The sequence below is a fragment of the Pseudomonas sp. 18.1.10 genome, from assembly GCF_024655625.1.
GTDB lineage: Bacteria > Pseudomonadota > Gammaproteobacteria > Pseudomonadales > Pseudomonadaceae > Aquipseudomonas.
In genome coordinates this window covers 1-19,196 of record NZ_JANLGL010000021.1, presented here as the reverse complement: position 1 = coordinate 19,196, position 19,196 = coordinate 1, and the positions used below count along the sequence as shown (strand labels likewise).

Annotated in this window: 24 protein-coding genes; 15 read left to right on the top strand and 9 right to left on the bottom strand. The window is 60.9% G+C overall.

Annotated elements, in window-relative coordinates:
* The first annotated feature begins 3 nt into the window (after positions 1-3).
* Entirely contained in the window at positions 4-606 is a 603-nt protein-coding gene (locus NUV89_RS06005) for a glutathione S-transferase family protein (RefSeq protein WP_257780610.1), read from the top strand.
* 40 nt (positions 607-646) lie between these two features.
* On the opposite strand, the gene NUV89_RS06000 is transcribed toward NUV89_RS06005, so the two are convergent.
* Positions 647-1,543 carry a LysR family transcriptional regulator gene (locus NUV89_RS06000; RefSeq protein ID WP_257780609.1) on the bottom strand — a complete coding sequence of 299 codons (897 nt, stop codon included), beginning with the start codon at positions 1,541-1,543 and terminating at the stop codon, positions 647-649.
* A gap of 125 nt (positions 1,544-1,668) precedes the next feature.
* Between NUV89_RS06000 and NUV89_RS05995 the strand changes: the two genes are divergently transcribed.
* From NUV89_RS05995 to NUV89_RS05985, 3 genes are read left to right on the top strand one after another with little or no spacing between them, the layout of a single operon-like run.
* Positions 1,669-2,961: a CitMHS family transporter gene (locus tag NUV89_RS05995; RefSeq protein WP_257780608.1), complete on the top strand. Its 1,293-nt coding sequence runs from the start codon at positions 1,669-1,671 to the stop codon at positions 2,959-2,961.
* 1 nt (position 2,962) lies between these two features.
* A complete protein-coding gene (locus NUV89_RS05990) occupies positions 2,963-4,285 on the top strand; it encodes an acyclic terpene utilization AtuA family protein (protein ID WP_257780607.1) in 1,323 nt (440 codons plus the stop codon).
* Entirely contained in the window at positions 4,282-4,602 is a 321-nt protein-coding gene (locus NUV89_RS05985; protein ID WP_257780606.1) for a hypothetical protein, read from the top strand. The genes NUV89_RS05990 and NUV89_RS05985 overlap by 4 nt, the downstream gene beginning before the upstream one ends.
* Before the next feature lie 53 nt (positions 4,603-4,655).
* Here NUV89_RS05985 and NUV89_RS05980 read toward each other — a convergent pair whose 3' ends face one another.
* Positions 4,656-5,027, bottom strand: a complete 372-nt coding sequence (locus tag NUV89_RS05980; RefSeq protein WP_257780605.1) for a glutathione S-transferase N-terminal domain-containing protein — start codon at positions 5,025-5,027, stop codon at positions 4,656-4,658.
* 100 nt (positions 5,028-5,127) lie between these two features.
* Positions 5,128-5,673 carry a GTP cyclohydrolase I FolE gene (folE, locus tag NUV89_RS05975; protein WP_019826593.1) on the bottom strand — a complete coding sequence of 182 codons (546 nt, stop codon included), beginning with the start codon at positions 5,671-5,673 and terminating at the stop codon, positions 5,128-5,130.
* Between the two features lie 183 nt (positions 5,674-5,856).
* Here folE and NUV89_RS05970 point away from each other — a divergent pair, with 183 nt between their 5' ends.
* Positions 5,857-6,588, top strand: a complete 732-nt coding sequence (locus NUV89_RS05970; RefSeq protein WP_257780604.1) for a zeta toxin family protein — start codon at positions 5,857-5,859, stop codon at positions 6,586-6,588.
* Positions 6,585-6,773: a hypothetical protein gene (locus NUV89_RS05965; protein WP_257780603.1), complete on the top strand. Its 189-nt coding sequence runs from the start codon at positions 6,585-6,587 to the stop codon at positions 6,771-6,773. Before NUV89_RS05970 ends, NUV89_RS05965 begins: the two co-directional genes overlap by 4 nt.
* Before the next feature lie 54 nt (positions 6,774-6,827).
* On the opposite strand, the gene NUV89_RS05960 is transcribed toward NUV89_RS05965, so the two are convergent.
* The 3 genes from NUV89_RS05960 to NUV89_RS05950 all read right to left on the bottom strand — a co-directional run bounded on the left by NUV89_RS05960 (position 6,828) and on the right by NUV89_RS05950 (position 8,508).
* Positions 6,828-7,385, bottom strand: a complete 558-nt coding sequence (locus tag NUV89_RS05960; protein WP_032888029.1) for a Smr/MutS family protein — start codon at positions 7,383-7,385, stop codon at positions 6,828-6,830.
* A 75-nt stretch (positions 7,386-7,460) separates the two neighbouring features.
* Positions 7,461-7,781 carry a hypothetical protein gene (locus tag NUV89_RS05955; RefSeq protein WP_207044969.1) on the bottom strand — a complete coding sequence of 107 codons (321 nt, stop codon included), beginning with the start codon at positions 7,779-7,781 and terminating at the stop codon, positions 7,461-7,463.
* A gap of 136 nt (positions 7,782-7,917) precedes the next feature.
* Positions 7,918-8,508 carry a cysteine hydrolase family protein gene (locus NUV89_RS05950; protein ID WP_026136688.1) on the bottom strand — a complete coding sequence of 197 codons (591 nt, stop codon included), beginning with the start codon at positions 8,506-8,508 and terminating at the stop codon, positions 7,918-7,920.
* Positions 8,509-8,745: 237 nt separating this feature from the next.
* Between NUV89_RS05950 and prmB the strand changes: the two genes are divergently transcribed.
* Positions 8,746-9,654: a 50S ribosomal protein L3 N(5)-glutamine methyltransferase gene (prmB, locus tag NUV89_RS05945; RefSeq protein WP_257780602.1), complete on the top strand. Its 909-nt coding sequence runs from the start codon at positions 8,746-8,748 to the stop codon at positions 9,652-9,654.
* A gap of 139 nt (positions 9,655-9,793) precedes the next feature.
* On the opposite strand, the gene NUV89_RS05940 is transcribed toward prmB, so the two are convergent.
* On the bottom strand, positions 9,794-10,600 hold the full coding sequence (locus NUV89_RS05940; protein WP_124529518.1) for a hypothetical protein: 807 nt from the start codon (positions 10,598-10,600) through the stop codon (positions 9,794-9,796).
* 98 nt (positions 10,601-10,698) lie between these two features.
* Positions 10,699-11,661, bottom strand: a complete 963-nt coding sequence (locus tag NUV89_RS05935; protein WP_257780601.1) for an alpha/beta hydrolase — start codon at positions 11,659-11,661, stop codon at positions 10,699-10,701.
* 142 nt (positions 11,662-11,803) lie between these two features.
* On the opposite strand from NUV89_RS05935, the gene aroC reads away from it, so the two are divergent.
* From aroC to NUV89_RS05915, 4 genes are all read left to right on the top strand, one after another.
* The gene (gene aroC, locus NUV89_RS05930; RefSeq protein ID WP_017735877.1) at positions 11,804-12,895 is read left to right on the top strand and encodes a chorismate synthase; all 1,092 of its coding nucleotides are present in this window, start codon (positions 11,804-11,806) and stop codon (positions 12,893-12,895) included.
* Between the two features lie 67 nt (positions 12,896-12,962).
* Positions 12,963-14,126: an MFS transporter gene (locus NUV89_RS05925; RefSeq protein ID WP_257780600.1), complete on the top strand. Its 1,164-nt coding sequence runs from the start codon at positions 12,963-12,965 to the stop codon at positions 14,124-14,126.
* Complete coding sequence (locus tag NUV89_RS05920; protein ID WP_257780599.1) at positions 14,123-14,653, top strand: acireductone dioxygenase; 531 nt, start codon at positions 14,123-14,125, stop codon at positions 14,651-14,653. Before NUV89_RS05925 ends, NUV89_RS05920 begins: the two co-directional genes overlap by 4 nt.
* Before the next feature lie 207 nt (positions 14,654-14,860).
* Positions 14,861-15,130, top strand: coding sequence for a response regulator transcription factor (locus NUV89_RS05915; RefSeq protein ID WP_257780598.1), 270 nt, complete (start codon positions 14,861-14,863; stop codon positions 15,128-15,130).
* 62 nt (positions 15,131-15,192) lie between these two features.
* Here the strand turns inward: NUV89_RS05915 and NUV89_RS05910 are convergent, their stop codons facing one another.
* The gene (locus NUV89_RS05910; RefSeq protein WP_122486779.1) at positions 15,193-15,471 is read right to left on the bottom strand and encodes a DUF3509 domain-containing protein; all 279 of its coding nucleotides are present in this window, start codon (positions 15,469-15,471) and stop codon (positions 15,193-15,195) included.
* 354 nt (positions 15,472-15,825) lie between these two features.
* Between NUV89_RS05910 and NUV89_RS05905 the strand changes: the two genes are divergently transcribed.
* The 4 genes from NUV89_RS05905 to NUV89_RS05890 all read left to right on the top strand — a co-directional run bounded on the left by NUV89_RS05905 (position 15,826) and on the right by NUV89_RS05890 (position 19,110).
* The gene (locus NUV89_RS05905; protein WP_257780597.1) at positions 15,826-17,652 is read left to right on the top strand and encodes a long-chain-acyl-CoA synthetase; all 1,827 of its coding nucleotides are present in this window, start codon (positions 15,826-15,828) and stop codon (positions 17,650-17,652) included.
* Positions 17,653-17,763: 111 nt separating this feature from the next.
* Positions 17,764-18,279, top strand: a complete 516-nt coding sequence (locus NUV89_RS05900; RefSeq protein WP_257780596.1) for an ankyrin repeat domain-containing protein — start codon at positions 17,764-17,766, stop codon at positions 18,277-18,279.
* Positions 18,280-18,320: 41 nt separating this feature from the next.
* Positions 18,321-18,851 carry a hypothetical protein gene (locus tag NUV89_RS05895; protein WP_257780595.1) on the top strand — a complete coding sequence of 177 codons (531 nt, stop codon included), beginning with the start codon at positions 18,321-18,323 and terminating at the stop codon, positions 18,849-18,851.
* 67 nt (positions 18,852-18,918) lie between these two features.
* The gene (locus tag NUV89_RS05890) at positions 18,919-19,110 is read left to right on the top strand and encodes a PLDc N-terminal domain-containing protein (protein WP_003172956.1); all 192 of its coding nucleotides are present in this window, start codon (positions 18,919-18,921) and stop codon (positions 19,108-19,110) included.
* Positions 19,111-19,196: the final 86 nt, after the last annotated feature.

Below are 19,196 nucleotides of genomic sequence, written 5' to 3'. Positions count from 1 at the left end.
CCCATGTACAAGGTTTATGGCGATTACAAGTCGGGCAACTGCTACAAGATCAAATTGATGCTCAACCTGCTGGGCATTCCCTACCAGTGGATCGATGTGGACATCCTCAAGGGTGACACCCAGACCGCCGAGTTCCTGGCCAAGAACCCCAACGGCAAGATCCCGGTACTGGAACTGGAAGACGGCACTTGCCTGTGGGAATCCAACGCGATCCTCAACTTCCTCGCCGATGGCAGCGAGTTTTTGCCGACTGAGCCACGCCTGCGCACCCAGGTGTTGCAGTGGCAATTCTTCGAGCAATACAGCCACGAGCCGTACATCGCGGTGGCGCGGTTTATCCAGTTCTACCTGAACATGCCGGAAGATCGCCTGGAGGAATACAACACCTGCCATAAGCGCGGCTACAAAGCGCTGAAGGTGATGGAGCGGCAGTTGCAGGCCACGCCGTACCTGGTGGGCGAGCAGTACTCGATTGCGGATATTGCGTTGTATGCCTATACGCATGTGGCGCATGAGGGTGGGTTTGACTTGGCGCCGTATCCAGCGGTGCAGGCGTGGTTGGAACGGGTTGCCAGCCATCCCAAGCATGTGCCGATGCTGGGCTGATTCACTCGGTCAAAATGTGGGAGCGGGCTTGCTCCCACATTCAGCTCTGCGGTGTGTCAGGTAATGCTTCATTGAGCAGGTCGAAACAGCGCTGTGCTGCCGGGCTCAAACTCATCCCGCTCCGGGTAATCAAACCGATCTCCCGATTCACCCCAGGGTGATCGATAGTGATCCGCTGCAACCCCTCCAAACTGTCCGCCGCCGACTCCGGCAGCACGCTGATCCCCAACCCCTGGCGCACCAGCGCCAACACCGTCGACATGTAGTTGGCCTCCATCCCGGCGTTCAGCGTCAACCGTGTCTCATCGAACAGCGCATCCACCTGCTCGCGCACACTGCTGTCGCGGCCGGTGAGGATGATCGGCTGATCCGCCAGTTGTTCGAGGCTCAACTGGCGATGACGGGTGAGGGGATGATCCACGGGCACAAACGCACACAGCCGGTCATTGAGCACCGGGACAAACGCCAGGCCATGGCTGAGCCGCGCGCGCACGCCAATGCCGAAATCCACTTCACCGGAACGTACATGGGCATGAATGCGGTGGGCCACCAGGTCATGCAGGCGCACTTCGATCCCGGCAAAGCGCTCGCGAAACCGGCGCAACGCCGGGGGCAGGGCGCCGGCGCACACCGAGGGCAGGGCGGCGATGGTGACGACGCCGCGGCGCAGGGCGGCGAGGTCGCGGGAGCCGGTGACGATGTTGTCCAGGTCCAGCAGCAGTTTTTCCATCGGTCCGCGCGCGTCCTGGCCGGCGGCGGTGATGCTGACGTGGCGCGGGCTGCGGTCGAGCAGGGCGACGCCAAGCCAGTCTTCCAGCTGTTGCACCTGCACGGTCAGCGCCGAGGGCGACAGGTGCAACTCGTTGGCGGCCTTGGTGAAACTGCCCGTGCGGGCGACGGCAAGAAAGGCTTGGATGTGCTGGATGCTATTTTTCATAAGAGCAGCTTCATTTTGTTTTTCCGAACGCTAGCGGCTGAATATTCCAATTTACAAAGACTAACCCGCTTCCAATACTCCAGGGAAAACAATAACCGGCCACCAAGGCCGCTCTGGAGTAACCCATGCTCGCTACCCTGGGTGTCATCACCATCCTGTGCCTGCTCGCTGCCGTCATGAGCAAACGCCTCTCGCCACTGGTGGCCCTGATCGCCTTGCCGATCATCGCCGCGCTGCTCGGCGGTTTTGGCCTGCAAACCAGTGCCTTCATCATTACCGGTATCAAGAACGTCGCCCCCGTGGTGGGCATGTTTGTGTTTGCGATCCTGTTTTTCGGGATCATGACCGATGCCGGCATGCTCGACCCGATCATCGACCGCATCCTGCGCACGGTCGGCACGCGTCCTACACGTATTGTGGTGGGCACGGCGACCCTGGCGCTGCTGGTGCATCTGGATGGCTCCGGTGCCGTGACCTTTCTGGTGACGGTGCCGGCGATGCTGCCGTTGTATACGCGGCTGGGCATCGACAAACGCATCCTTGCCTGCGTCTGCGCGATGGCGGCGGGGGTCAACTTCCTGCCGTGGACCGGTCCGGTACTGCGTTCGTCCGCTGCCCTGCATGTGCCGGTGGCGGACCTGTTCCAGCCGCTGATCCCGGTGCAGATCGTCGGCCTGATCTTTGTGTTCGCCTGTGCCTGGTGGCTCGGCCGCCGCGAAGAAAAACGCCTGGGCCTGGGCGCCGGTTCCACGGTGGATGCCATGCCGCAACGGGTGCTCAGCGACGATGACATCAAGCTGCGTCGCCCACGGCTGTTCTGGATCAACCTGCTGCTGACGGTGCTGGTAATGGTGGTGATGATTGCCGGCTGGGTCGATCCGGTGGTGATGTTCATGCTCGGCACCGTGGTGGCGCTGTGCATCAACTACCCCAACGTCGACGCCCAGCGCGCCCGTATCGATGCACATGCCAAGACCGCCCTGACCATGGCCAGCATCCTGCTCGCCGCCGGCGTGTTCACCGGCATCATGCAAGGCACCGGCATGCTCAAGGCGATTGCCGAAGTGGCGGTGGCGCAGATCCCGGCCGGCCACGGCAAGCTGATCCCGGCGGTGGTGGGCTTTATTTCCATGCCGCTGAGCATGCTGTTTGATCCCGACTCCTACTATTTCGGCGTGATGCCGGTGATCGCCGAAGTCGGCAAGGCCCTGGGCGTGGACCCGCTGCAAGTGGCCCAGGCCTCGCTGCTCGGCGTGCACACCACCGGTTTCCCGGTCAGCCCGCTGACCCCCGCGACCTTCCTGTTGGTGGGCCTGTGCAAGATCGAATTGGCCGATCACCAGCGCTTCACCATCCCTTTTCTGTTTGCCGCGTCGGTGTTGATGACCCTGACCGCGTTGCTCCTGGGAGTGATTTGAGATGAAAACCTTGCGCATCGGATCTGGCGCCGGTTATTCCGGCGACCGTATCGAACCTGCCGTCGAATTGGCCGAGCATGGCGAGCTGGATTACCTGGTGTTCGAATGCCTGGCTGAACGCACCATCGCGCTCGCGCAACAGGCGCGGATCACTGATCCCGCGGGCGGTTACGACCCGCTGTTGAGTGAGCGCATGCGCCGCGTGCTGCCATTTGTGGGCGCAGCGACTGGGCGTCGTCTGCGGGTGATTACCAATATGGGCGCGGCCAACCCCGTGTCGGCGGCGGTTGAAGTGCGGCGTATTGCCGGCGAACTGGGCCTGGATCTCAAGGTGGTCGCCGTTGTTGGCGATGATGTGCTGGACGTATTGCACGCTGATTTTCTGCTGGATAACGGCCAGACCGTCGGCTCCCTGGGTGAACGGCTGATCTCGGCGAACGCCTACCTGGGGGTCGAGGGCATCCTGGAGGCACTTCGCGCCGACGCCGATGTGGTCATCACCGGGCGGGTGGCCGACCCTTCGTTGTTCCTCGCGCCGCAGATGTTTGAGTTCGGCTGGGCGGCGGACGACTGGCAGCGCCTGGGGCGCGGCACGTTGGTCGGGCATTTGCTGGAATGTGCCGGGCAAGTCAGTGGCGGTTATTTCGCAGATCCCGGCTTCAAGGACGTGGAAGATCTGGCACGCCTGGGCTTCCCCTTGGCCGAAATCGATGCCGACGGTGAAGCCTTGATCTCTAAGGTCGCCGGTTCGGGCGGGCGGGTCAGCCGCGCTACCTGCACTGAGCAATTGATCTACGAAGTGCATGACCCGGCGGCGTACCTCACGCCGGATGTCACGGCGGACTTTTCCCAGGTGGGGTTTGTGGAAGAGTCGGTTGATCGCGTGCGCGCCCAAGGCGCGGGCGGTCGCGCCCGGCCCGAGCGGTTGAAAGTGAGTGTCGGCTATCTGGACGGTTGGATTGGCGAAGGGCAAATGTCCTACGGCGGGCCGGGGGCTGTCGCACGGGCAGAGCTGGCGCGGGCTGTCGTCCTCAAGCGCCTGGAGTTGATGGGCGTGAAGATGCAGGACGTGCGCGCCGAACTGATCGGCATGGACGCGCTCCATGGCCCGCGCAGCAGCGTCGAGCCCTGGGAAGTGCGCCTGCGTGTGGCGGCTCGCTGTGAGGATCGCCTTGAGGCGGTGCGGGTCGGCAATGAAGTGGAAACCCTCTACACCAACGGCCCGTCCGGCGGCGGCGGGGCTAGCAAGAGTGTGCGGCAGGTGGTGGCGGTGGCGTCGTTGCTGCTGCCGCGAAGTGCGGTCAACCCGAGGATCGAAGCATGAAGTTGCACACGCTGGCCCATTCCCGCACCGGGGATAAGGGCGATACGTCGAACATTTCGATCATTGCCTATCGTGCGGAGGATTACCCGTTGCTGTGTGAGCAACTGACGGCCGAACGCGTGGCCGAATTCTTTGCTGGGTTGCTGCAGCCGGGGGCGGCGCCGGTGCGGCGCTACGCGTTGCCCAATGTGCAGGCGCTGAACTTTGTGCTGCCGGGGATCTTGCGTGGTGGTGTCACGCGTTCGCTGGCGCTGGATGCGCACGGCAAGTGCCTGGGTTCGGCACTACTCGATCTTGATTTGGCAATCCATCCTTAACAACACTGCAGGCAAATGTGGGAGCTGGCTCCCACAGGGGAGGTCCGTGCCTGTCAGATCGCAGCAAACCGCTTGTCCAGGTAATCAATAATCACCTTGGAGTCATACATCCAGGTGACCTGGCCATTTTCTTCAATGCGCAGGCACGGCACCTTGATCTTGCCGCCTTGCTCCAGCAGGGTCTGGCGATCCTGCTCGTTGTTCTTCGCGTCCTTCAACGCCACCGGCACATTCAGGCGGTGCAGGGTGCGACGGGTCTTCACGCAGAACGGGCAGGCGTGGAACTGATACAGCGTCAGCGCCTTGGCCGCGGCGTTGACCTGAGCCTGCTGCTCGGCCGAACGCTGCTTTTTGCGTGGGCGGGTCAGGAAGTCGCCCGCGATGATGACGTGGCCGAGGCCCACTCGAAGTGCTTTGACAAACATGGCTGAAACCTCTTGCCCATGAAGAAGGGGCCGCAGCTTACCTGATTTCTGCAGGCGAAAAAAAACCGGCGATGAACGCCGGTTTTTCTTACGCAGCCTATTACTTGATGAGGCTGAGGAATTCGCTGCGGGTTGCCGCGTTTTCGCGGAACTCACCCAGCATCACCGAGGTAATCATCGACGAATTCTGTTTCTCCACACCGCGCATCATCATGCACATGTGCTTGGCCTCGATCACCACGGCCACGCCGAGGGCGCCGGTCACCTGCATCACGGCGTCGGCGATCTGGCGGCTGAGGTTTTCCTGGATCTGCAGGCGGCGCGCGTACATATCGACAATCCGCGCGACCTTAGACAGGCCCAGCACTTTGCCGCTTGGGATATACGCGACGTGGGCCTTGCCGATAAACGGCAGCAGGTGGTGTTCGCACAACGAGTACAACTCGATGTCCTTGACCAGCACCATTTCGCTGTTGTCGGAGCTGAACAAGGCACCGTTGGTGACTTCTTCCAGGGTCTGCTCATAACCGCGGCAGAGGTACTGCATCGCCTTGGCGGCACGCTTTGGCGTGTCCAGCAGACCCTCGCGGGAAACGTCCTCGCCGAGTTGGCCGAGGATCGCGGTGTAATTCTGTTCCAATGTCACAGGGCTGTTTCCGTATGGGTTTCAGAACGGTACGGTGTATGCCTGTACCAATGTGAAGCGGTGTTTCAGCGCGGATAACGCATCGGGCGCTGATGATTGGCGCATATAGTAGCGTACGTACGCGGACAGTTGTATTCCTGGGCGATGCCGATGTTGGAGTCGGCCTTCATTGAGGAGGACTTGATGACACCACTCGAGCGGGGCATTTCTGAGCGCGCGTTGATCTTTGCCAAGGCCAATCGGACCCGAGTCGCCCGGGAATTGGCCTGCCTGAATCGCTATCCGGCTGACCAGTATCCTGTGTCGGTGTTTATGGCCGGCTCCCCTGGGGCGGGAAAGACAGAGGTTTCGAAGTCTTTTATTCGTCTGATGGAAACCAATGGGTCAACGGCTCTGCGGATCGATCCTGACGATTTCAGGGAGTATTTTCCTGAGTATTCAGGTGGAAACTCGAGTCTTTTTCAACGAGGTGTAACCGTTTTCGTTGAGCGGACCATTGACCTCGTTTATCAGCAACGCCAGTCGTTTCTGCTGGACGGGACGCTTGCGAACCTTGATGTGGCGCGAAAGAATATTCAACGTGCGCTCGACAAGAAAAACCGCTCGGTGCAAATCATCTATGTGTATCAGCGGCCGGAGCTGGCATGGGAGTTTGTGTTGGCTCGTGAAGCAGTCGAAGGTCGGAATATTCCGTGCAAGGAGTTCACTCGTCAGTTCTATTCAGCCAAGGCAACGGTTTGTCAGCTAAAGCGTGAGTTTCAGGATCGCCTTCACGTCGATGTGCTTATCAAAGACACGGACGGTGGTGATGCAGACGTTGGCATCGACCTTTCAGCCGATGAAATTGACGATCTGGTCAGGCAGCCCTACCATCCAGACCAACTTGAGCACATTTTGACCGGAGCAGCCTTATGAAAGGCGACATCACGGAATCGGAAGAAAAATATCCATCAACGACAATGTCGGATTTTTTCCGGCATTGCTCGGTAGAAGAGAAGCGGGCGGTGTATCGCAGTGCAGCCAATACCGCAATCACGATGCAAAAAGCCGTGATTTCCTTAGCCAAAGAAAAGCAGTCCCAAGCGTTTAATGGCAACTAAACAGTCAGCGCATTAAACGAAAAAGCCCAGCCCAAGTGCTGGGCTTTTTCATGGTTACTCGTCACGCCCCTCCATCATGGTGCGCTTGAGCATCACATACACCGCTCCCGCGCCGCCGTGGCGGGCCTGGCAGGAGGTAAAGCCGAGCACTTGTGCATGCTGGCGCAGCCAGGTGTTGACGTGGCTTTTGATCATCGGGCGCTTGCCGTCCAGCCGCACGGCCTTGCCGTGGGTGACGCGCACGCAGCGGATTTCGAATTTGGTCGCTTCGGCGAGGAAGGCCCACAGGGTTTCGCGGGCTTTTTCCACGGTCATGCCGTGCAGGTCGAGGCTGCCTTCGAAGGGGATCTGGCCGACCTTGAGCTTGCGCATCTGGCTTTCCTGCACGCCATCGCGGGCCCACATCAACTCGTCTTCGGGGCCGACGTCGATGACGAACTGGTCCGACAGGCCATCCACGGTGGTGGCGTCGGTGCGCACGGTCGCGGCCTGGCGCAGCTTGGCGATCTGCGCGCGGTCGGCCTTGGGTTTGCCGGTGTCGGCGCGGTCGTGCTTGATCGGCTTGACGCCGCGCAGCTCGTTTTTGAACAGGGAAAAATCGTCGTCTTGCATATCAGCCTCCGCGAAGGGCGGGCAGTTTACCTAAATCGCGGCGGCCGGGGCGCAGGAAACGCTATTCAAGCGCCATCAGTCGTGTTTTTTCATCAGGTGCGAGGCGATGTTGAGTGACAACGGCTGGCGCATTTTCCTACGGCTGCGACGCCATAACCACACGCCCAGCCACAGCACCAGCAACCCGCTTACCAGCAGGATAGCCGAACCGCCAGGGCTGGCATTCAGCTCGCCAAGGGCCGGTGAATGACCAGACAAACCAGCGCCACCGGCACCCGCCAGCAGCAGACCTATTATCGCCAGCAACGCGGCAAAGCCGGCTACCAGGCGCAGACGCCAATTGCTCGGGCCCTTGGGGCGCAAGCGACGAGCATCAAAACCATCGGATATCTTCATCCCGACCTTTCCTCCAGGGTATCGGCCCTTCGACCGGAAGATACACGGGTTGTTCCGGGGGGAGGGGTAAATGCGCCAAATGAGACGGCATTGGGGATGAGCGGGGCCGTCAACACGCCGCCCATCCGCGGTACGATCAGATCAGATCTTTGGTCAAGGCGAGGGTGGCGAAGTTGTCGGCCATGATGGCCATTTCGGTCTGCTGCACGTGCTCGGCACTCAGGATGCCGCCTTTGTAAGGCAGGTCGCGGGTGGCGCAGGCGTCTTCTACCAGGGTGCAGCGAAAGCCCAGGTTCTTGGCGGCACGCACCGTGGTGCTGACGCTGGAGTGGCTCATGAAGCCGGCCACGATCAGGTCCAGGGAGCCAAGGTCTTGCAGGTGTTTTTCCAGGCCGGTGCCGTGGAAGGCGCTGGGCAGCAGCTTGCCGATGATGGTTTCGTCACCGCTTGGCTCAAGGCCGGAAATGAACTCACCGCGCTCGCCTTGCGGGTCGAACAGGCCGCCGACGGTGCCCAGGTGGCGCACGTGGACGATCGGGCGCCCGGCGTTGCGGGCCGCTGCAACCAACTGCTTGATGTTGTCTACCGCTGCGTCCATGCCCGAGAGGGCGAGTGGACCGCTGAGGTATTCCTTCTGGGCGTCGATGATCACGAGGGTCGCATGGCTGAGGTTGGCTGCTGCGTAACCGCGACCGCTGAGTTGAAACATCGTCTTTGGAACGGACATTCTGGGGCTCCTGTGAGGGGGGCTTTTGCGACATTGTCCACTGGCTGAGCGGTTCTGTGAATCGCTACTATCGTAAGGTACGCCGTTGTTGGCGTGCAGCCTTGTCAAGTGGGCGCTGCGTTTAACCGAATGCTGGCAATTTGGATGAATTCCGACGGATGGCGGCGATGTTTCGTACATCGTCGGTACAGGCGAAGGCTGTTAGAATCGCCGGTCGTTTTTTCAGGAGTCTGCCCCGTGATCACTTCCCGCCTGCGCACCTTGCGCGACCATATCCGTTGGGCTGTCAGCCGTTTCCATGGGGAAGACCTGTTTTTTGGCCATGGCACCGACAATGCCTGGGATGAAGCCCGCCAATTGGTGCTCGGTGCCTTGCACCTGCCGTGGGAAATTGCTGATAGTTACCTGGACTGCAACCTGGAAGAAGAAGAAATCTCCCACGTGCAGCGCTTGCTGCACCGGCGTATCCACGAGCGTGTGCCGACCGCCTACTTGTTGAATGAAGCGTGGTTCTGCGGCATGTCGTTTATCGTGGATGAGCGCGTGCTCATCCCGCGTTCACCGATTGGCGAATTGATCGAAAACCGCTTCGAACCCTGGCTGGCCCAACCGCCGGCGCGCATTCTCGACCTGTGCACCGGCTCGGGTTGCATCGGTATTGCCTGCGCTTACGAGTTCCAGGACGCCGAAGTGGTGCTGGGCGACTTGTCCTTTGAAGCGTTGGAAGTGGCCAACCAGAACATCGAGCGGCATGGTGTCGATGAGCGCGTCTACACCGTGCAGGGCGATGGCTTCGACGGCCTGCCGGGCCAGCGCTTTGACTTGATCGTGTCCAATCCGCCGTATGTGGATGCCGAAGATTTTGCCGACATGCCGGACGAATACCAGCACGAACCCGAGCTGGGCCTGGCCTGCGGCGATGATGGCTTGAACCTGGTGCGGCGCATGCTGGCCGAGGCGGCAGACCATCTGACCGAGAAGGGCTTGCTGATTGTGGAAGTGGGCAACAGCCAGGTGCACGTCGAGGCGTTGTACCCAGAGGTGGACTTTGCCTGGCTGGACTTCCAGCGTGGCGGGCATGGGGTGTTCATGTTGACGGCGGAGCAGTGCCGCCAGCATCAGGCGGCGTTTGCGGCGAAGGTGTAATTGTAGGAACTGGGGCAGTGTGGGAGCGGGCTTGCTCGCGAAAGCGGTGGATCAGTCACCAGATTAGTTGAATGAAAGGCCGCATTCGCGAGCAAGCCCGCTCCCACATTTGGATCTCATTCCATAGCAGAGACCGGTTTTAGCGGTGCGTGGCAATCCAGATCAACAACCCCGCCTGGAACACGGTAAACGCCACCAGGCAGGTAATGGTAAAGCGCAGCCCACTGTCCTCACGCTTGAACTTGGTGACCTTTTCCTCTTCCTTGCGCAGCTTCACTTCCTGTTCCGCCAGGTTCTGCTCGGCCTGTTGCAGCATCTGCGCCGCTTCCAGGATCTCGACAAACTGCACCTTCTCGGTGTTCCAGTTTTCCAGCACATCCCCGACCTTGCCCGGCTGCACGTTACCCTTGAGGTGCTGCACGTCGGCGTAGGCCACATCAAAGCCGTGGACCCGCAAGAAGTGATCGCGGCGCAGGCGCGTGGCTTCGTTCAGTGCGTCCTTGTTGGACAGGTCCACACCGTCGATGCGGTAGCTGGACCACTTTTTCTTCGCCCACGCCGCCCCTTGGGCCACGAGGAAGCGCCCGATGCCGCGGTTGGCCGGTTCGATTTCCAGGCTGTTGCCCGGGCCGAAATGCACGCGGTGTTTATCGTGGTCGACCCACACGTCCAGGTGGTTCTGTTCGCGCCGCACCCGTTGCCCTGGCAACTGGATGACCATGCGCAGCAGGCTGTGGTGGCTGTCATTGCGCTCGGCATAGCCGAATTGCACGAACCGCAGCGGTCGCACACCGGTGGCGCGGTCGGTGGCCAGGGGCGCCAGGCGCAGCATCTTGAAATGCTCGGGCTGGACCTCCGCCCACGGCAGGGGCGCCGCGTCGACGGCCTCGGTTTTTTCAGCCGGGGTGTCGGCGGTGGGTTCCGGTGTTGCTTCTGTGGTTGTCATGCGGCGCGATCCTGTCCAAGCCCAGCTAGCCGACAGCTTTTTTGCTGCGACACTGGGCTTATCGGCCGCTTTGCGCAGGACTAGAGGCAAATTGTCGCTTAACGGGGTTGAAGTCCGTCGATAAAGCGCACCACGCGGCTACCTAACTCGGCAGCAAGGGGCAATTGCGGGTCGTTGTAGGAGGCCAATTGCTGCTGCACATCCTTGGGCACGATGCGCATCACGTGGTTCATGCCTTCGATCAGCGCTAACTGTGCATCGGGTTTGGCCTGCTTCAATCGCTGCGCATCCCCTACGCCTACTTGGATATCGTGGGTGCCCTGGATAATCAACGCCGGCATATCCAGTTTGGCAAAGGCCGACGAGGGGTCGGCACGGAACAGGCTGATAAGATACGGCTGCACGCTCGGTCGGAAAATACCCAGCAGCGGGCCAGGCACGTCCGCATCCACTTGGCCGGCCTTCAAGCTGTCCAGGATCTGATTACTGCGCAACAACAGGGCAGGGGGCAGGTGATCCGCCAGTTGCTGGCGGATCACTTGATCCACCGGCCGCGCGCTGCCGGACAGGGAAATCACTCCCGCCGGCTCCAGTTGCGGCGCGGCGAGGGCCGCCACCAGCGCGCCTTCACTGTGTCCGAGCACCACCAGCGGGCCCATGCGCTTGTCGGCCTTGAGCCGTTTGCCCCAGGCCACGGCGTCGGACACGTAGGCGTCGAGTGTCAGGTTGCGCTCGTCCGGGGTGGCCGCCAGGCTGGCGGCTACGCCACGCTTGTCGTAGCGCACGCTGGCGATGTTGTGCCGGGCCAGCACCCAGGCCAGGCGCTTGAGGCTGTCGTTGCGGGCGCCGTCGGCACTGTTGCCGTTGCGGTCGGTGGGCCCGGAACCGGGGATAATCAGCACCACCGGCACCGGTTTGTCGGATTGGGGCAGCAGCAGCGAGCCAAACAGCTTGCCGCTGCCGGTGTCCAGGCTGATGGGCCGTTGCAGCACCACGGGGGAGGCGGCGTGGACCACGGCGGTAAACAGGGTGAGGGCCAGCAGGAAAACTCGAAGCATCATCGCGCCATCATCAGGGAGGTGCCGGTTCGACCAATGTCTACCCGGAAGGTTTCGAGGATGAACTAGTCGGTTGGCCCGCGTATACTGGCGCGCTTGGTTATCACCCCTGAGTGATTACAACTGATTTCACGGAGCGCCCTGCATGTCCGGCAATACCTTCGGCAAGCTGTTCACTGTTACCACCGCGGGCGAAAGCCATGGCCCGGCGTTGGTCGCCATTGTCGACGGCTGCCCGCCCGGCCTTGAGCTGTCCCTGGAAGACCTGCAGCGTGACCTCGACCGCCGCAAGCCCGGCACCAGCCGCCACACCACCCAGCGCCAGGAGCCCGACGAAGTCGAGATCCTCTCCGGCGTGTTCGAAGGCCGCACCACCGGGTGTGCCATTGGCCTGTTGATCCGCAACACCGACCAGAAGTCCAAGGACTACTCGGCGATCAAGGACCTGTTCCGCCCGGCCCACGCCGACTACACCTACCACCACAAATACGGCGAACGCGACTACCGCGGCGGTGGCCGCAGCTCGGCCCGCGAAACCGCGATGCGCGTGGCTGCGGGTGCCATCGCGAAGAAATACCTGGCCACCCAGGGCATAGTGATCCGTGGCTATATGAGCCAGCTGGGGCCGATCGAGATCCCGTTCAAGACCTGGGACAGCGTGGAAGACAACGCCTTCTTCAGCCCCGACCCGGACAAGGTGCCGGAACTGGAAGCCTATATGGACCAGTTGCGTCGCGACCAGGATTCCGTCGGCGCCAAGATCACCGTGGTCGCCGAAGGCGTGAAGCCGGGCCTGGGCGAGCCGATCTTCGACCGCCTGGACGCCGAGCTGGCCCATGCGCTGATGAGCATCAACGCAGTGAAGGGCGTGGAAATCGGCGCCGGTTTTGCGTGCGTATCCCAGCGCGGCACCGAGCATCGCGATGAACTGACGCCAGAAGGTTTCCTCAGCAACAATGCGGGCGGCATCCTTGGCGGCATTTCCTCCGGCCAGCCGATCGTGGCGCACCTGGCGCTCAAGGCCACGTCGAGCATCACCACGCCGGGCCGCTCGATCGATGTGCATGGCAACCCGGTGGACGTGATCACCAAAGGCCGCCATGACCCGTGCGTCGGCATCCGTGCCACGCCGATTGCCGAGGCGATGATGGCCATCGTGCTGATGGACCACCTGCTGCGCAACCGTGGGCAAAACGCCGACGTTCGTGTAACCACCCCGGTGCTGGGCCAGCTGTGACCTGTGGCGAGGGAGCTTGTCGAATCGTCGCACCGTCCCGCTGGGCTGTGCAGCAGCCCCCCACAAAATGACCCCCAATCTCCCCTACTGGCGCCTCTCCAGCTTCTACCTCTTCTACTTCGCCCTGCTCGGGGCGACGGCGCCGTTCCTGGCCCTGTACTTCGACCACCTGGGGTTCTCCAGTGCGCGCATTGGCGAACTGGTGGCCATCCCCATGCTGATGCGCTGCGTGGCGCCCAACCTGTGGGGCTGGCTCGGGGACTACACCGGGCGGCGCCTGGCCATCGTGCGTTTTGGAGCGGTGTGTACCCTGGCAAGCTTCTCGCTGATCTTCGTCAGCCAGACCTACGCCTGGCTGGCCCTGGTGATGGCCTTGCACGCGTTTTTCTGGCATGCGGTGCTGCCACAGTTTGAAGTTATCACCCTGGCGCACCTGCAAAAACAGACCTCGCGCTACAGCCAGATCCGCCTGTGGGGTTCCATCGGTTTTATCCTCACCGTGGTGATTATGGGCCGCCTGTTCGACTGGCTGAGCCTGGATATCTACCCGGTGGTGGTTGTGGTTATCATGGCCGGCATCATCGGCGCCAGCCTGTGGGTGCCGAATGCGCAGCCGGCTAGCCACGGCAACCGCCTGGCGGGTGACGGCTTTCTCAAGCAATTGCGCAGCCCCGGCGTGCTGGCGTTTTATGCCTGCGTGGCGCTGATGCAGATGAGCCATGGCCCGTATTACACCTTTCTCACCCTGCACCTTGAACACCTGGGCTACAGCCGTGGCCTGATCGGCCTGTTGTGGGCGCTTGGGGTGGTGGCGGAGGTGCTGATGTTCCTGGGCATGAGCCGCATCCTCACGCGCTTTTCGATACGCCGGGTGCTGCTGGCCAGCTTCCTGCTGGCGGCCGTGCGTTGGTTGTTGCTGGGTTCGTTTGCCGAATTTTTCGGGGTGCTGCTGTTGGCGCAGGTGATGCACGCCGCCACCTTTGGCAGTTTTCATGCGGCGGCGATTGCCTTTGTGCAGCGCAGTTTCGGCGATAAACAGCAAGGCCAGGGCCAGGCCTTGTATGCCGCCCTGGCTGGCACCGGCGGGGCGTTGGGCGCGTTGTATGCCGGCTACAGTTGGAACCTGTTGGGGCCGACCCTGACCTTCAGTATCGCCAGCATCGCGGCGCTGGCCGCCGCCATTATCATTGGCCTTCGATTGCAAGAGCCCAACAGAGGAACCGAGCAATGAGTTATGTCGCTGTCTACCACGTCGCCACACCGGACACCCCGAACAAGGTCCTGACCCATCTCGACGACATCGTCGCGACCCTGGCTGAGCACGGCGTGCGCTTCGCGCGCTGGCAGCCGAGTCCGATCGAGAAGGGCGCCAGCGACGCGCAGATGATCGCCGCGTACCAGGCGCAGATCGATAGACTGGCTTACGCCAAGGTGGAGGTGTCCAGCGTCACGAGCGCTCAGCCACAAAACGACCCCGTACGTGCGCAGTTCCTCAACGAGCGCCGCTACAGCGAGGACCATGCGCGTTTCTTCATCGCCGGGCAGGGGTTGATTGCCTTGCACGTCGGGGGCTATGTGTACGCCGTTCGCTGTGAGAAAAATGACTTGCTGGTGATCCCGGCAGGCATGCCCCACTGGATCGATATCGGTGAGAACCCGCACTTCGTGACGCTGCACCTGTTTAATACGGCTGAAGGTTGCGAGGCCTCATCCACCGACGGTGAGATTGCCCGTTGCTTTCCAGGCTTGGATGACTAAGCACAACTTCTTGAATGCTCAACCCCAGCGAGTTGGAAGTTGTTGTGGGAAAAAACTTATTCAATTGTAGGGCTCAGCTGTTTATTGCCGGCCTTACCCCTTAATACCGTTCGTTATGCAACTCTTTCCGGCACCAATGTTTATATCGCCTGTCAATCGGAGAAATCCGAATAGTGATAGGGCATCAGCCGATGAAGGAGAGACGTAATGAGAGGTGCAGAGGAGTTGTACTCGCCGCTGTATACCCTGCCCAACGCTATCAGGAAACGCCTGAGCTTGGCGGGCAAGTCCCTGACGCCGACAGAGCTGGAGATCCTGCGTTGGGCGTCGAATGGCAAGACGGTCTGGGAGATCAGCCAGATTCGCGCAACGTCCGAAGCGGCGGTGAAGTTCCATCTGCGCAACATCTACGGCAAGTTGGAAGTGACCAACCGTGTGCAGGCGATGAATGAGGCGGCGCGCCAGGGGCTCTGGTGACAGGCGCATGAAAAAGGGCCGCAACGCTCAATGGCGTTGCGGCCCTTTTTTGTGCCGGGTGTTTAAGCCGAATGGTAGGTCGGCAAGGCAAAGCGGTTCTGGCTTTGCAGCATCGAAATCTGCGGCAGGTCGCTGGCTTGTTCGGCCAGGTCACGGCGAATGGCGCTGATTACCCACGTCAGTTGGTCGGCGGTATGCAGCTGTTGGTAAGAGATCGAGCGCTTGACCTGTTTGCCTTCGCTGTTGCGCAAGGTCAACAGGATGCCGCCGTCCGGGCGAGGCTGGGTGGTGACATCGTAGTGGGAGAATACTGAAGCGAATTTATCTTGGATCAGGCTCATGTCTATCAGCTCCGTTGGCTCAAGTTGGCAAGCATGGAGTGATAGGTGCAGTGATTGTGCCATCTAGCCTGTTTAATAAAAATCCTTATAAATCAGTGCGTTACAAAATAAGAGAATTTTCGTTTTCGTGCAAATTGCATGAATGGCCATCATGCATCCTGCATTTTGCGCTATTCAACCGGGTGGTTTGGCGCGCCGATACACATGCAGACTACCCCTGGACGGCGAAATTCCCTTTTTCTGCGGCTGCTCATCGGGATACAAAACTTTTCAAATCCCGCGTGTACAGGTGAACAAGGGCTGACGTAGTTTCCGACAAGGCATACCGAAGAATAAGAAAAAGGACGTTCCTCCATGAGCCATCCGCAAAACGACATGATTACCTGGAGCATGCTGCTGCGTAAGGTGCCGGCCATTGTTCGCGCCCTGCCACGGGTGGTGCGCGGCATGCGTGCCGCCAACGTCACCGACCCGGCCCAGCCTTGCGGGCTGGGCTGGCACTTCGAGCAGGCCACCCTGCGCAACCCTGATGGCACCGCGCTTTTATACGCTGACCGCGTGCTCAGCTACCGCGAAGCCAACGCCAGCGCGAACCGTATCGCCCACTACCTGCAGGCCCAGGGCGTGCGCAAGGGTGACGTGGTGGCGATGTTTATCGAAAACCGCCCTGAGTTGCTGCTGAATGTGTTGGCCGTGGCCAAGCTGGGTGGCATCTGCGCCATGGTCAACACGTCGCAGACCCAGGGCACCCTGGTGCACAGCCTGAACCTGGTGAACCCGGTGGCGATCGTGGTGGGCGCGGAATTGGTGGCGTCCTTTGAAGCGGTGCGCGATCAAGTGGCGATCCCGGCCGAACGCACATGGTTCGTCGCCGATCAACAGGCCCGCGAGGTGCCCGCAGGCTACATCGACCTGATGGCTGCCAGCGCCGAGTGCCCGGTGGACAACCCGGCCAGCACCGCACAGATCTTCTTCAATGACCCGTGCTTCTATATCTACACCTCCGGCACCACGGGCCTGCCCAAGGCCGGCATCATGAAACACGGGCGCTGGACCAAGACTGCCGTCAGCTTCGGCAGCATCGCCCTCGACATGGGACCGGACGACGTCCTCTATTGCACCTTGCCGCTGTATCACGCCACTGGCCTGTGTGTGTGCTGGGGCTCGGCGATTGTCGGCGCGTCGGGGTTTGCCATCCGGCGCAAGTTCAGCGCCAGCCAGTTCTGGGACGATGCGCGCAAGTTCAACGCGACCACCCTGGGCTATGTCGGCGAGTTGTGCCGCTACCTGCTCGACCAGCCGCCCAGCGCCAGCGACCGTGACAACCGCGTGACCAAGATGGTCGGCAATGGCCTGCGCCCCGGAGTCTGGGCGCAGTTCAAGCAGCGCTATGGCGTTGACCATATCTGCGAGTTGTATGCCGCCAGCGACGGCAATATCGGCTTCACCAACGTGCTGAATTTCGACAACACCATCGGCTTTTGCCTGCAACACTGGGCGCTGGTGGACTACGCCCATGACAACGGCGAGCCGATCCGTGGCAGTGATGGCTTCATGCGCAAGGTGCAGACGGGCGGGCAGGGCCTGCTGTTGGCGCGAATCGACGAGAAGTCACCGTTTGACGGCTACACCGACCCGGAAAAGAACCGCAAGGTGATCCTCACCGACGTGTTCGAAAAGGGTGACCGTTACTTCAACACTGGCGATTTGTTGCGCAGTATCGGCTTTGGCCATGCGCAATTCGTCGACCGCCTGGGGGACACCTATCGCTGGAAGGGTGAAAACGTCTCTACCACCGAGGTCGAGAACATCCTGCTGCAACACCCGCAGATCGCCGAGGTGGTGGCCTACGGGGTGGAAATCGAAAACACCAACGGCCGTGCGGGCATGGTCGCGATTACCCCGAGTGAGTCCCTGGCCTCGCTGGACATGCGCGAACTGCTGCAATTCGCCCACGGCCAGTTGCCGCACTACGCGGTGCCGCTGTTCTTGCGGATCAAGGTGAAGATGGAGACCACGGGCACCTTCAAGTACCAGAAGGTCAAGCTCAAGGAAGAGGCGTTCGACCCGGTCAAAGCCGGTAACGATCCGGTTTATGCCTGGTTGCCGGGCTCGGACTGCTACGTGCCGGTAACGGGGCAGTTATTGGCGCAGATCCAGGGCGGCCAGTTCCGTTATTGAACGTAGCGTTATTGATTCTGCCTATGGCTGCTTTTGTTAAAAAAGCCATGACAGTGGGGAACTCCGTCGCGACACTAGGCGCCTATATAGCCATCGCCAGGGAGCCCCCACATGTCAGACCAACCCAAACAAATGACCGAAGACGAAGCCACCGAATTTGCCGAGCAGGTCTTTGACGTTGCGCGCCGGGGCGACGCCGCTATGCTCGCCGCACTGCTGGCCAAAGGCTTGCCTGCGAACTTTCGCAACCATAACGGCGACACCCTGCTGATGCTCTCGGCCTACCACGGCCATGCCGAGGCGGTAAAAGTGCTGCTGGAGTTCAAGGCTGACCCACAGATCGCCAACGACAAAAACCAGTTGCCGATTGCCGGCGCTGCGTTCAAAGGCAACCTGGACGTGGTCAAGGCCCTGATCGAAGGCGGCGCGCCGGTGGATGCAGCCTCTTCCGATGGTCGCACCGCATTGATGATGGCGGCGATGTTCAACCGCGTGGAGATGCTTGACTACCTGCTCGGCCAGGGCGCCAACCCCAAGGCCACCGATGCCCAGGGTGCAACTGCACTGGCAGCGGCACAGACCATGGGCGCAGTGGATACGGCGGCGAAGTTGCAGAAACTGGTGTAGGCTTTGCGCCCTCAAAATCCAGCCCACCACAGGATCGCCCCATGAAAACTGCCCTCGTCGAACTCATCAGCAAAATCAGCGCCGGCGTCATGGGCGAGGACGAGGTGGCTCGCATCGCCGACGAAGCGGTCCAGGCCTACGCAGACCCGGCGGCGTTTCTGGCGGCCAACCCGGATATCAACTACGACGACAGTTTCCCGATCCCGCTGGGTGAATGGATCGTCGTGGGTAGCCTGCCGGACACTGCACTGTTCCAGGCTGACACCTACGGCGACCTGTTTGCGCAGATCGTCGCCTCGTTCGGCCCCGGCGTGGCGTTCAACCTCAAGCCCAAGCAACTGGCCAAGACCGAAGATCTCACGGCGTTGAACCGCATCCAGATCCAGATGAGCGCCCTCAGCCCTGAAGACGGCGGCTACACATTGCTCAACTTCAGCCAGTTGCTGGATGACGAGATTCAGGTGGTGCTGGTGTACGGCAAAGACCTGCCACGGGTACTGGAGTTGTGCGCCGAAGTGGGCATCAACGCCGAGCCTTCGCTGGAAGCGCTGCGAATCGCCCTACACGTGTGAAATAAAACGGAACCCCAGTCAGGGCTGACTATCCTACAAGTGCATGCCCTCACTTAGGAGCGACACCATGGGTTCCACTTTTAATGGCTTGATCGGGCTTATCATCCTGGCGTTGGATATCTGGGCGATCATCAACGTGTTCAAAAGCGGCGCGAGTACGGGCGCCAAGGTGCTGTGGATTCTGTTGATCCTGTTGTTGCCGGTGTTGGGCCTGATTATCTGGGCAATCGCCGGGCCGAGGGGTAACGTGCGGATCTGAGCCTTTCGCGCAATCTGATTTGACACAGTTAATGTGGGAGCGGGCTTGCTCGCGAAAGCGGTGAATCAGTTGAAGTACTTGTGACT